General features: G+C 42.2%; 12 protein-coding genes and 1 pseudogene. 3 read left to right on the top strand and 10 right to left on the bottom strand.

The genetic code is table 11. The features are described 5' to 3' along the window. The 4 genes from N8N51_RS10275 to N8N51_RS10260 all read right to left on the bottom strand — a co-directional run. On the bottom strand, window positions 1-157 hold a 157-nt coding region (locus N8N51_RS10275; RefSeq protein ID WP_261104135.1), incomplete at its 3' end, for an FAD-dependent oxidoreductase. A gap of 16 nt (window positions 158-173) precedes the next feature. After that, window positions 174-971 (bottom strand): Nif3-like dinuclear metal center hexameric protein, encoded by a 798-nt coding sequence (locus N8N51_RS10270; protein WP_070482286.1) that lies wholly within the window; start codon window positions 969-971, stop codon window positions 174-176. Further along, window positions 958-1635: a tRNA (adenine(22)-N(1))-methyltransferase gene (locus N8N51_RS10265; RefSeq protein ID WP_070482288.1), complete on the bottom strand. Its 678-nt coding sequence runs from the start codon at window positions 1633-1635 to the stop codon at window positions 958-960. The genes N8N51_RS10270 and N8N51_RS10265 overlap by 14 nt, the downstream gene beginning before the upstream one ends. Before the next feature lie 100 nt (window positions 1636-1735). Next, the gene (locus tag N8N51_RS10260) at window positions 1736-4072 is read right to left on the bottom strand and encodes a cation-translocating P-type ATPase (protein ID WP_261104134.1); all 2337 of its coding nucleotides are present in this window, start codon (window positions 4070-4072) and stop codon (window positions 1736-1738) included. Window positions 4073-4205: 133 nt separating this feature from the next. Here N8N51_RS10260 and N8N51_RS10255 point away from each other — a divergent pair, with 133 nt between their 5' ends. Continuing rightward, window positions 4206-4955, top strand: a complete 750-nt coding sequence (locus tag N8N51_RS10255; RefSeq protein WP_078238200.1) for a lysophospholipid acyltransferase family protein — start codon at window positions 4206-4208, stop codon at window positions 4953-4955. Between the two features lie 43 nt (window positions 4956-4998). Here N8N51_RS10255 and N8N51_RS10250 read toward each other — a convergent pair whose 3' ends face one another. The 6 genes from N8N51_RS10250 to rpsO form a co-directional block, all read right to left on the bottom strand. Further along, entirely contained in the window at window positions 4999-5691 is a 693-nt protein-coding gene (locus N8N51_RS10250; protein ID WP_261104133.1) for an alpha/beta hydrolase-fold protein, read from the bottom strand. Beyond that, window positions 5672-6682 (bottom strand): ABC transporter substrate-binding protein, encoded by a 1011-nt coding sequence (locus N8N51_RS10245; protein ID WP_261104132.1) that lies wholly within the window; start codon window positions 6680-6682, stop codon window positions 5672-5674. The genes N8N51_RS10250 and N8N51_RS10245 overlap by 20 nt, the downstream gene beginning before the upstream one ends. A 19-nt stretch (window positions 6683-6701) precedes the next feature. Continuing rightward, complete coding sequence (locus N8N51_RS10240; protein ID WP_070482294.1) at window positions 6702-7457, bottom strand: ABC transporter ATP-binding protein; 756 nt, start codon at window positions 7455-7457, stop codon at window positions 6702-6704. A 1-nt stretch (window position 7458) separates the two neighbouring features. Then, window positions 7459-8505 carry a FecCD family ABC transporter permease gene (locus tag N8N51_RS10235; protein WP_261056771.1) on the bottom strand — a complete coding sequence of 349 codons (1047 nt, stop codon included), beginning with the start codon at window positions 8503-8505 and terminating at the stop codon, window positions 7459-7461. A 229-nt stretch (window positions 8506-8734) separates the two neighbouring features. Then, window positions 8735-9355 carry a CadD family cadmium resistance transporter gene (locus N8N51_RS10230; protein ID WP_060628622.1) on the bottom strand — a complete coding sequence of 207 codons (621 nt, stop codon included), beginning with the start codon at window positions 9353-9355 and terminating at the stop codon, window positions 8735-8737. A 618-nt stretch (window positions 9356-9973) separates the two neighbouring features. Next, window positions 9974-10243, bottom strand: coding sequence for a 30S ribosomal protein S15 (gene rpsO, locus N8N51_RS10225; protein ID WP_001018251.1), 270 nt, complete (start codon window positions 10241-10243; stop codon window positions 9974-9976). A gap of 653 nt (window positions 10244-10896) precedes the next feature. Between rpsO and N8N51_RS10515 the strand changes: the two are divergent. Both N8N51_RS10515 and thrS read left to right on the top strand, forming a co-directional pair. Beyond that, window positions 10897-11105 (top strand): annotated as a pseudogene (locus N8N51_RS10515) (hypothetical protein). Window positions 11106-11145: 40 nt separating this feature from the next. After that, window positions 11146-13089: a threonine--tRNA ligase gene (thrS, locus tag N8N51_RS10220; protein ID WP_261034050.1), complete on the top strand. Its 1944-nt coding sequence runs from the start codon at window positions 11146-11148 to the stop codon at window positions 13087-13089. Window positions 13090-13216 lie beyond the last annotated feature (127 nt).

Raw genomic sequence — 13216 nt, 5'->3', positions numbered from 1 at the left:
GTTTTGAAAACCAAGGACTGATAATTCCTGCTGCGGCCTTGGTAGCCTGACCTTGTCCATGATCAAAGACGGTCACCTCTAGGTCACTTTCTTTAGAGAGGTAGTAGGCAGCTGTTGCACCTACAATCCCTGCTCCGATAATGGCAACTTTTTTCATTATTTTCACTTTCTAACTAGATATGATGGAAAGGATTGGTCGATGCTTGACTAGGTAAGATATCAATAGTCCAGCCTTTTTCCTCTTTCCATTGATTAAGAAGCTCTGCAATTTTTTCTACAAAAAGCACTTCGATATAGTGACCTGGGTCCAAGGCTAGCAAACCATCAGATAACATATCCTGAGCAGTATGGTAATAAATATCACCAGTGATATAGACATCTGCCCCTTTTGCCAAAGCATCCTTATAGAATGACTGCCCGCTTCCACCACAGATGGCCACTCTTGAAATAGGCTTCTGCAAATTAGTCTCTTGATAATGCACCATTCGAAGACTATCTAGGCCAAATACTTGCTTGACATGTTGAGCCAATTCCCCAAATGTCTGAGGCTGAATATTGCCAATACGTCCAATTCCACGTCCAGGACCTGTCTCCTGCAGATAAGTCGTCTCCTCAATGCCTAGCATCTGGCAGAACCAGTCATTGAGGCCATTTTCAACGATGTCAATATTGGTATGGCTGACATAAACTGCGATGTCATGCTTGATGAGATCAATGTAAATCTGATTTTGCGGACGACTAGATACCAAGTCCTTGATAGGACGGAAAATCGGCGCGTGCTTGGCAATAATCAAGTCCACACCCTTTTCAATGGCTTCAGCCACCGTTTCTTCACGAATATCCAGAGTCACCATGACCCTTTGGATATCCTTGTCCAAAGTGCCAATTTGCAGACCACGACTGTCTCCCTCCATGGAAAATTCCTGAGGGCAAAAGGCTTCATACACGTTAATCACTTCACTTGCTAGCATGTAGAACCTCCTTGATGGCTTGAATTTTATCTACTAGAACTTGACGTTCCTCCAGATTTTTTTCTGGGATTTGTCCGAGGGCAAACTCTAGCTTAACAGCTTCTTTTTGCCATTTTTGGACAAAGACTGGACTGATCTCTTTGGACAAGAAAGGTCCAAAGCGAACATCACTGGCTGATAGTTTCATTTGTCCTGCTTTCACCACCAAAATCTCGTAAAACTTGCCAGCCTCTTCTAAGATACTTTCAGCTACAATCTGAAATTCGTTCTCTTGTAGCCAGATACGCAAGTCGTCTTCACGATTATTGGGTTGGAGGATTAAACGTTCTACATTAGCTAACTTGTCCAAGCCTTCTTCTAAAATCCTAGCAATCAAACGACCACCCATGCCAGCAATGGTAATGACCGATACCTGATCTGCCTCTTCAAAGGCTGCCAAGCCATTGGCTAAACGAACCTGGATTTTCTCCTTTAGGCCGTGAGCTTCAACATTTTTGACAGCAGACTGATAAGGTCCCTCCACCACCTCACCTGCAATGGCACTTTTGATTTGGCCTCTTTCGACCAACTCGATAGGCAGATAAGCATGATCACTTCCCACATCTAGCAAAATTGCTCCCTGTGGCACAAAGGAAGCCACTAATTCTAATCTCTTTGAAATCATCTTCTCTCACTTTCCAAACTCTGTTACCTCTTATTATACCACATTTCAGCTGGCAATCTTGTACCTAAAAAGACCGCAATCCACAGATTGCAGCCTTTCTTTATTTTCTGGCTTGATAGCGACTAGTCAGGATGAAAATCACGGTAAAGACCAACATCATGACACCATAAACAGGTAATGTTTGTCCTGTTAAGGTTGAAATTTCAAGCAGTTTTTGAATTCTTGGGAAGAGAGCTGTGGCTAGGAAGCCTCCTACTGACCAAACAATCAAGAGGACACGCCATAGGGTAAATGGCATGCAGGCTCTAAATACAGATAAGAAACCAATTGACCCCAAGAGATAATAGAGTAGAGTTGAAATTTCTAACTCAGACCAACCTTGGCTACTTCCAAATATTTTCACAAAAAGAACGCTGAACACAACCATGAGAGCACTTGGTAGAGCACGAAGCATGGATCTTCTGAGGAAGTTTGGCTCGACAGGCTTGATATTTCTTTCAAAAGTCAGAACGAATGGTGGGAAACCTTCCACAAACTGGTCAATCATGGTAATCTGGATCGGAATGAATGGGAAAATCAAGATCCATTCAGACCGTCCCATAAGAGCACTGGCAATACAGATGACCGCTAACAGGAAGGAATAGATGGTCTTTATCAAGAAAATCGGAGCGATGTGGGCAATGTTATTGACCACACGACGACCTTCAAAGAGAATCTCAGGAACATCATTAAAGTCAGAGTTCAAGAGAACCAGATTGGCAATCTGACGAGTCGCTGGATCTCCCTCAGCCATCACGATAGAGCAATCCGCCTCACGAAGAGCCAGGATATCATTAACTCCATCCCCTGTCATAGCTGTTATATGCCCCGCTTTTTTCAGTGTTTGGATGATGAGTTTCTTTTGATGAGGGGAAACACGTCCGAAAATGGCAGTCTCCTCCGACATAGCAATCAATTCCTCATCCGTGATTTTCGAGCAATCTACATAACTGTCATAGTCTGCAAAACCAGCCTTCTGGGCAATACTGGACACAGTGACTGGATTATCACCAGAGATAATCTTGAGCCCCACTTCCTGAGAACGGAGATAGTCCAGTGTCTCTGCTGCTCCCTCCCGAATGGGGTCCAAGATTTCCAGCAAGGCTAGAGCCTGAATATCAGATGGTTTTTGTGGTTTGTGATGGTCTAATTTCTCCTGACTGAGAGCTAAGACCAAGACACGTGAACCTCTCTCCAAGGCCTCTCTGGCTTCTGGTACTTCAGAGTCCAACAACATCTCAGGCGCCCCTAAGAAAACTGTCCCTAGCCCTTCCAACTCCATAGCCCCCCACTTGCGGTCGCTTGAGAAAGGCAGATTGGAAATCATAGGGTAGGCTACTTCTCCCACAAAACGCTGGCGAATGGCTTGAGCTGTTGGATTTTTATCCTCACTATGGGCCATGTAACTAGTCAGGATACTGGCAATAGCCTCTTCACTATAAGTTTCCGTCAGTGGAAGAACAGCCTCCACCTGCATCTTTCCTTGGGTGATGGTGCCCGTCTTGTCCAAACAGAGCATATCCACGCGCGCCAAGGTCTCAACAGAGTACATTTCCTGAACCAAGACCTTTTTCAAGCCCAACTTAATCACCGCTGTCAAGAGCGAAGTAATGGTCAAAAGGGCAATTCCCTTAGGCAACATTCCCAAAAGGGCTGTCGACGAGTTTACAACGGATGACTTGAGAGGCAGGCCTTTTAAAATCAAGGCTTCTAGCAAGAGAGCTAGAGCAAAGGGAATGATAATCTTTCCAGTAAAACCTGCTAACTTGTCCAGCGATTTCATGATACGAGAGTTGATTGGTTTAACTGTCTTGGCTTCCAGCATGAGTTTGGCAGCATAGTTGTCTGCACCGACATGGTGAACTTGAGCTAAAACTGACCCACTGGCCAAGAAACTTCCTGACAAAAGCAAGGCATCCACTTCCTTTTGCACCAAATCACTTTCCCCCGTCAACATGGCTTCATTGACTTCCGCAAAGCCTTCCAAAACCAAGGCATCACTGGGAATCTGCTCTCCAGCAGACAGACGAATCACATCTCCTAACACCAATTCTTCAGGATTCAGAGCCACTTCTTGGCCATCACGAATAGTTTTGACCTTTTCCTTGGTCATGAGATTGAGCTTGTCCACCATGTGTTTAGCCCGCAGCTCGGTCACAATCCCAGAAAAAGCGTTAAAGCAGATAACAGCAAAAAAGACCAAATTGCTCCAAGCCTGCACAAAGGCTAGTGCCAAAGCAATGGCAAAGTTCAAAGCGTTAAAAAGGGTAAAGACATTTCGTTTAACGATTTGCCAAGTGCTTGTACTAGCCGATGCGGTAAAATCATTGACCAAGCCCTTAGCCTGTCTTTCCTTGACTTCTCTTTGGGTTAATCCCATAATCTTATTTTTATCCATAAATTCTATCATATCATTTTTTCTAAAAGAATTCTAATCTCATCCCAAATATGCACCTAGTCAAGGGAAAAAGTTTGCCAGCCCTCCTTTGATAAGGTATAATAATAACAAGAAAACAATCGAAGGAGATCGCATGTTTTATACTTATTTACGCGGATTAGTTGTCTTGCTCCTATGGTCCATCAATGGCAATGCCCACTATCATAATACTGATAAAATTCCTAATCAAGATGAAAATTATATTCTGGTTGCCCCTCACCGTACCTGGTGGGATCCAGTTTACATGGCCTTTGCGACCAAGCCAAAACAGTTCATCTTTATGGCAAAAAAAGAACTCTTTACCAACCGTATCTTTGGTTGGTGGATTCGTATGTGTGGTGCCTTTCCTATCGACCGTGAAAATCCTAGCGCTTCTGCCATCAAATACCCTATCAATGTTCTTAAAAAAAGTGACCGCTCCCTTATCATGTTCCCAAGTGGGAGCCGTCACTCAAACGATGTCAAGGGTGGAGTTGCCCTGATTGCCAAAATGGCCAAGGTCCGTATTATGCCGGTTACCTACACAGGTCCTATAACCTTGAAAGGCTTGGTTAGCCGCGAACGTGTCGATATGAACTTTGGAAATCCAATCGATATCTCAGATATCAAGAAAATGAATGATGAAGGCATTGAAACAGTCGCCAATCGCATTCAAGCAGAATTCCAACGTTTGGACCAAGAAACGAAACAATGGCACAATGATAAAAAACCAAACCCACTCTGGTGGTTTATCCGCATCCCTGCTCTCATCCTTGCCATTATCCTCGCTATCCTAACCATCATCTTTAGCTTTATCGCAAGCTTCGTCTGGAATCCAGATAAAAAGAGAGAAAACCTTGGTTAAATAAATACAACAATCCCTTGGCAAAAGCCAAGGGATAATTCTTTTACTTAATTTTCCATTTTTGGGCCAACCAGCTGGAAAAAGCTAAAAATCGCTCAACTACTTGTTCATGGTGTCCATAAGGATCAAAGACAAACTGACCGTTCGGATAGCGTTTCTGAAGACTGGTATGGATTTTCTCAGCATAGACTGGTGCTTGAGCCAAGCGATTAGTATGGTATGCTCCTTCTGTTTGACCATTCTGTAAATACAGCAAACAGTCCAAATTTTTCACATTTTCTGCCTTGCAGTAAGCCGCAAAATCAGGATACCAAAAGGAACCGCAGATCGAAAAGACACAGGAAACCTTGTCAAAGCTGAAAAGACTGTAGACTGCCGCCAAACCACCTAGTGAGTAGCCTCCATAAGCAAGGCGAGTTTCGTCCAGACGATAAAGCGACTGCAACTTGTCTAAAAGACCTCCAAACAAATGATCATGATAGACCTTGGCCTGACCTCCAAACTCTGGAGCCCCATCTCTCAGAGCAGATGCCTTCCAGGGAGTGTAATCGTCTAAGCGATTTTTAGAGGTCAAGCCCACTAAAATCACAGATTCGGAAAGGGAAGATAGGAAATCCAAGTTTCCATCATTCAATAAAATAGCCGGATAGGTTTGATTGGGGTCGTAGTTAGAAGGAAGGCTGATTTTGACTTGAATTCCTTCCCAATCAAACTTATTATTTATTGATAAAGTCATTGATTTTCTCAAGGGAATCAATCACTGCTGGACCATAGTCCATCAATTCATCGTAAGAGATGGTCATGATTTTTTGATTCTTAATAGCAGGAACGCTTTCCAAAACAGCATTTGCCTTCATCAACTCTACTGCTTTTTCATCCAATTTTTTATTACGATCGCTGGTTACATAGATAATCAATTCAGGATCCATTGACACGAGGTTTTCCAAGGTCAAACCTGATGTCCCCGTAGCAACGTTTGTATAACCAAGTTGGTTCAGCAAACTTTCTTGCAAAGCAGACTTGTAGGCACCGAAGGTTTCATCATTATACGCAACCATAATCAAAGCCTTTTTCTTTTCACCTTGACTTGCTGGATTTGCTTTCTTAACAGCGTCAATTTTAGTTTGTAATTGGGCTGCGTACTCATTAGCCTTGTCCTGAACATTAAAAATTATTCCAAGATTTTTGACATCTTCTACGATATTCCCCAAATCTTGCTGAATCGTTGAGAGAGAAGCTTTTTGCGTATAGACTGGGATTTTGTTTTCATTCCAAGCGCTAACTGTTCCCAAGGATTTTTCAGAAAACATCATGTTTCGACCCATCACAGCGTCTGGCTCATAAGAAAGGACTGTCTCTTGTGAGACTGTTTTTTTATCCCCAATTTGAGGAATCGTCGCAATCGCGTCCTTGTATTTGTCCGTCACAGCATTGTCTGGATTGAGCATGCCAGCAATTTTATCTTTCAAACCTAGTTCCAATAAGATTTCAGTGGTTGAAAGATTGTTTGTAATAACTTTTTCAGGTACCTTGTCAAAAACTTGTTCGACTTCATTTCCTTTAGCATCATAGGTTTTAACCGTTAGTGGATAAGTCGTCTCTGCGCTTGCCTTTTGACTTGTTTCGGCGCTAGATTGTGTGGTAGCTTTTTCTGTAGTAGTATTACCACAAGCTGCCATGGTTAGGGTAGCTACTGTTACGAGTAAAATGCTTAGTGTTTTTTTCATCTTGTTTTCCTTTTCATTCTTATAAATAGTGAATCATGGCTTGCTGATCCTCGGTCCAAGTCACCTGACTTTGAACTCCGTATACAGTTTGCAATGACTCAGGGGTGATGGTCTCCTTTGGAGTCCCTTGGTAAAGGATTTCTCCCTCTTTCATCAGATAGAGATAATCCGAATAGCGACAAGCAAGTTGAATATCATGTAGGACAGCTAGAATATTGATATTGAGATTTTTCACAATGGCCAACAAGTCTAGCTGATACTTGATATCCAAGTGATTGGTTGGTTCGTCCAGGAGCAAGAGAGTTGGTTCTTGCGCCAAGGCGCGGGCTAACAAGACTCGCTGTTTCTCTCCCCCTGACAGGGATGAATAGAGACGAGTTTTCTTCTCAAGCATATCCACCTTAACGAGGGCATCTTGAACGAGAGCATAATCTCTTTCCCTTTCCTTTTGTAAAAAAGAGAGGTGGGGAGTTCTTCCCAGCAAGACGATTTCCTCAACTGTACAATCAAACTGCAGTTGGTTAAACTGGGTCACAACTGCCATTTGCTTTGCTGTTTCTTTGAGCGTCCATTGTTCCAGAGGCTTTCCATCTAGGCTTATCAAGCCTTTATCCACCTTTTCCTGACGATAGAGGAGTTTAAGCAAGCTGGTTTTTCCACTTCCATTTGGCCCTAATATCGTGTGAAATTGATTCCCTTCAACCTTAAGAGAGACTCCTTTGAGGATTTTTTTCTCTCCTAGTCCAAAATGGATATCCTGACAAATCAAGTCCATATCAGACCCTCACCTCCCTTCGCCTACCTCCAACAATGTAGATAAAGAAGGGAGCACCTACTAAGGCTGTGAAAATACCAATAGGAAGCTCTGCGTTTGGAATGGTGATACGAGAGAGTACATCTGCCCAGATGACAAAGAGGGCACCCAGCAAGGTTGCAACATGAAAAAGCCTCTTGTAATTCGTTCCTACTAACCCTCGAGCTAAATGTGGAGTAATCAGACCGACAAATCCAATAATCCCACAGGTTGCCACTAAGACTGCTGTTAGCACAGCCACCATGGTCACATAAAGATACCAATAAAAGCGTAAGGGAATCCCCAAAGTTAAAGCAGCCTCATCTCCCATCATCATCGCATTGAAAACACGATACTGAGTAGAGAAAAATAGAAAGGCCATTCCTACTACTATAGTTGGCAGGACCAAGTCTGCCCAGGAAGTCCCAGCGAGCGAGCCCATGGTCCAAAACTTAATGGTCATCACACTGTCCGCATTAGCACCAACTGAGATAATAAAGTTTGAAAAAGCCAGAAAGAGAGCATTGACCACCGTTCCTGATAAAATCAGACTAGAAGTAGTCATCCTTCCCTGCATAGAGGCAATGATGAGGACAGCAATTGTTGCCAAGATAGCTCCAAGAAAAGCTCCAAGGCTAATCATCACTTTTAAACCAAGAATGATGCTCAAGGTTGCCCCTAGAGTTGCACCAGCAGAGATGCCTAAGACATAAGGCTCTGCGATGGGATTGTTCACTGTAGACTGCATCACGCTACCACACATAGAAAGGCCTGCTCCTACTATCAGACCTAACAATACTCGGGGGAATCTCATGTTCCATACAATGGCAAGAGTAGACTTGGAAACCTCTCCTATCTCAAGAGGAAATCCTAACCTACTCAAAATAATCCGATAGGTATCTCCTAGATCAATCGCAACAGATCCCATTGAAACTGCTAGAAAGAGAGAAATCCCTAAAATACCTAGCAAAATAACTAAAAGTAACACAAATTGCTGGTCTTGTCGGCTTCCAGAAAATTTGGAAAGCATGCAAACCTCCTTTGATAGAATCTTAAAAATTTAGAAAATTCTCATGAAAAGTATACCATATTTTCAACAATGGAACAAGATGAGAAAAATAAATATAGTTGGTCATACAGTGCTAATAATCGTAACCGAAGATTATACTTGAGTATATCGAGGTAAAGTGACAACATAAAAAGCCCTCTAAAATTAGAGAGCTGATTTGAGATTGGGATAAAATCCTAGTGAAAAAAATCTACACGATCAGAAAAGTCTCTATCGTGCCATTTTCATACATGATGTATAGTCCAAGTACAATGAATACTAAGGGCACAATGATTCGCTCGTATTTTTCAATTGTCTCGAATATTAACGGAATAGAGGATAACACCCGACTAATCTCGCATAAGATAATTATGCCGATTACAAACACAAGCAAGGCCACGAGGGTCTGTGACCAATCTAACGAAGCAAAATAAGGTATATAGATACCTAAATTATCTCCGCCAGACGCAATTGTTAGCAATGTAACTGTCCAAAACAGTTGATTTGCCTTGCTTTGTTCTAATCTTTCAATAATTTCTTCCTCTTCTTCCTCTTCTTCCTCACCTTCTCCAACAATTGCAAAGCGAATCCCTAAATAGATAGGGATTAAACCAAGCAATCCAACCATCCATTCTTCAGGCACGAAATTAACGACATAAGCAGCAACTAAACTCGCCCCTACAAGTAAGCCTGTGCCTAGATATTGCCCCGCATAAATATGCCATTTTTGTTTATTCTGTGATAGCTGTGCAAATAAAATAAATAAAATAATTAAATAATCGATACTGGTGGAAATATAAACACCAATAGCAGATATGATTGTCTGTCCCATAAAAACCTCCTGTATTAGTCAGTAATAAATCAGCAGATTTTAGGAGAGCACAGACACATTAATTTAGCTATCGCTAGTGGGTAATGTCGAACATAGGAAAGCATTTTACTCCTCCTCAAAACGTAGTTACAAAGTAATTTCTAACTGGAATTCGGTGACTACTTCCATGTAAAGTATAACATACTATACTTTACTTCGTAAAGTGTGGGCTCTCCGAAGGGGCTTGCAGACAGCTACTCGGCTTTTCAAGCCGAGTAGCTACGCACCCTTATGGTGTAATTAGCTGATACCATTTGAGGTTTTTGTAGTCTCCAAAATTGTGACCGATAAAACACACAATCCGCTATTAAGGTGGGTTACTCAGTTTTTGTAGTCTCCAAAATTGTGACCGATAAAACCTCAATAAAAAAGCCCTCTGAAGTCAGAGAGCTGATTTGAGCCCGGGCTAAAATCCATACAAAAAAGCTACCCATTTTAGAGTAGCTTCATTATCAAGATATGCTCAATTGAACACGGCCTAAGCACTTGGCAAAAAAGATAAAATTTCCTAAAAACTAAAGTTTCTTCGTCAATTTTCCTATTTTTGCTTTGTGCTTTTGACGGCCTTTGTATCTTGAATTAACGACGAAGTCCTAGAGAGTTGATCAACTCACGGTAACGGTTAACGTCGTTTTTACGCAAGTATGCAAGCAAGTTACGACGGCGACCGATTTTTTTCATCAATCCACGGTAAGTAGCGTGGTCTTTTTTGTGTTGTTTGATGTGTTCGTTAAGGTGGTTGATTTCCCAAGTAAGGACAGCAACTTGAACCTCTACTGAACCTGTATCACCTTCGTGACGTGCATATTGTGCGATGATTTCATTTTTTTTCTCTTTTGAGATTGCCATGATGTTTCTCCTTTTTATTTGGCTTCATCCGAGTGACAGGTTGGCATGCCTGTAACCAAGAAGAAGTTATTTGTCTTTACGACAATCCCTATTCTACCAATAACTAACTTCTTTGTCAACAGATTTACTTTCTTGTTTTAAACATGCTATAATAATCATAGCAAGAGATTTAAGTTATCTGTTTTTTTAAAACGAGGTGATTATCATGCGTAGATTCTATTTCCATCTCCCCTATTATTTGGTCATCTTTTTTCTTTTACTGGCCACTTTATGAGTTGTTATCACTAATCATTTCTGACCCCCTTTTTCTCAAGAGTCTCTACGTAAATAATATTCTCTTCTTTACACCTCTGGTAATCTTGATTGTATCGCTACTTTATAGCTACCGTTTCCGTTTCTCACTTTGGTGGTTAATTGGTAACGGACTGCTCTTTTGCTTTACTATCATAACCTTTGGTGAGTTTATACTAATTTACTTGCTAATCTATGAAACCTTGGCTCTGGTGGACATGGCTTCCGGTATTGGCATCAAGCATATTCTACAAAAATGAAAAACAAAAAACTTTCACAAAATCCTTGAAAAATCTCACAATCATGCTATAATAATCCATAGAGACAAGTCACTTAGTCCCTTTCTACTAGAGAGTGCGTGGTTGCTGGAAACGCATAGAGAGCCTAAACTGATACTACTCTTGAGTTTTTTATGAAAACATAAAACGGTGGCTACGTTAGAGCCAATCAGAGGTGTCCCTCTCTTTTGAGGTACATAAATGAAGGTGGAACCACGTTGCGACGTCCTTTTGAGGATGTCGCTTTTTGTTTTTCTATCTTTCACAATCCTCTGTCCCTGTTTTCAGAATAGGGTTAACATATTCGTCAATAATATAAGTAAGGAGAACATCATGATTAACATTACTTTCCCAGATGGCGCTGTTCGTGAATTCGAATCTGGCGTTACTACTTTTGAAATTGCCCAATCTATCAGCAATTCCCTAGCTAAAAAGGCCTTGGCTGGTAAATTCAACGGCAAACTCATCGACACTACTCGTGCTATCACTGAAGATGGAAGCATCGAAATCGTGACACCTGATCACGAAGATGCCCTTCCAATCTTGCGTCACTCAGCAGCTCACTTGTTCGCCCAAGCAGCTCGTCGTCTTTTCCCAGACATTCACTTGGGAGTTGGTCCAGCCATCGAAGACGGCTTCTACTACGATACTGACAACACAGCTGGTCAAATCTCTAACGAAGACCTTCCTCGTATCGAAGAAGAAATGCAAAAAATTGTCAAAGAAAACTTCCCATCAATCCGTGAAGAAGTTACTAAAGACGAGGCACGTGAAATCTTCAAGAACGACCCTTACAAATTAGAATTGATTGAAGAACACTCTGAAGACGAAGGTGGTTTGACTATCTATCGTCAAGGTGAGTATGTAGACCTCTGCCGTGGCCCTCACGTCCCATCAACAGGCCGCATCCAAATCTTCCACCTTCTCCATGTAGCAGGTGCTTACTGGCGTGGAAATAGCGACAACGCTATGATGCAACGTATCTATGGTACAGCTTGGTTTGACAAGAAAGACTTGAAAAACTACCTTCAAATGCGTGAAGAAGCCAAGGAACGTGACCATCGTAAACTTGGTAAAGAGCTTGACCTCTTCATGATTTCTCAAGAAGTGGGACAAGGTTTGCCATTCTGGTTGCCAAATGGTGCGACTATCCGTCGTGAATTGGAACGCTACATCGTAGACAAGGAGTTGGCTTCTGGCTACCAACACGTTTACACTCCACCACTTGCTTCTGTTGAACTTTACAAGACTTCTGGTCACTGGGATCATTACCAAGAAGACATGTTCCCAACTATGGACATGGGTGACGGGGAAGAATTTGTCCTTCGTCCAATGAACTGTCCGCACCACATCCAAGTCTTCAAACACCATGTTCACTCTTACCGTGAGTTGCCAATCCGTATCGCTGAAATCGGTATGATGCACCGCTACGAAAAATCTGGTTCCCTGACTGGTCTTCAACGTGTACGTGAAATGTCACTCAACGATGGTCACCTCTTCGTTACTCCAGAACAAATCCAAGAAGAATTCCAACGTGCTCTTCAGTTGATTATCGATGTTTATGAAGACTTCAACTTGACTGAATACCGCTTCCGCCTCTCTCTTCGTGACCCTCAAGATACTCACAAGTACTTTGATAACGATGAAATGTGGGAAAATGCCCAAACCATGCTTCGTGCAGCCCTTGATGAAATGGGCGTGGACTACTTTGAAGCCGAAGGTGAAGCAGCCTTCTACGGACCAAAATTGGATATTCAAGTTAAGACCGCTCTTGGAAAAGAAGAAACTCTTTCTACTATCCAACTTGACTTCTTGCTTCCAGAACGCTTCGATCTTAAATACATCGGAGCTGATGGTGAGGAGCACCGTCCAGTTATGATCCACCGTGGAGTTATCTCAACTATGGAACGCTTCACAGCTATCTTGATTGAGAACTACAAGGGTGCCTTCCCAACATGGCTAGCACCTCACCAAGTAACCCTCATCCCAGTATCTAACGAAAAACACGTGGACTACGCTTGGGAAGTGGCTAAGAAACTCCGTGACCGTGGTGTCCGTGCAGATGTAGATGAGCGCAATGAAAAAATGCAGTTCAAGATCCGTGCTTCACAAACAAGCAAGATTCCTTACCAATTAATCGTTGGGGACAAGGAAATGGAAGACGGAACTGTCAACGTTCGTCGCTATGGCCAAAAAGAAACAAACACTGTGTCAGTAGATGAGTTTGTAGCAGCTATCCTAGCCGATATCGCCAACAAATCACGTGTTGAAAAATAAATCGATCGCAGTCTGAGAAACATTTTTCAGTAAGAAAAAGCAACAACTATTGTACTGACCCCAAAAAGTTAGACAATTAATTTATCCGAAGGATTTAGTTCTGTATTGCACAGGACTGAGTCCTTTT

The organism is Streptococcus mitis (assembly GCF_946188685.1).
GTDB classification, from domain to species: domain Bacteria; phylum Bacillota; class Bacilli; order Lactobacillales; family Streptococcaceae; genus Streptococcus; species Streptococcus mitis_CC.
Note: the sequence above shows the minus strand (reverse complement) of the source record. Positions and strands in the feature narration are given on the sequence as shown.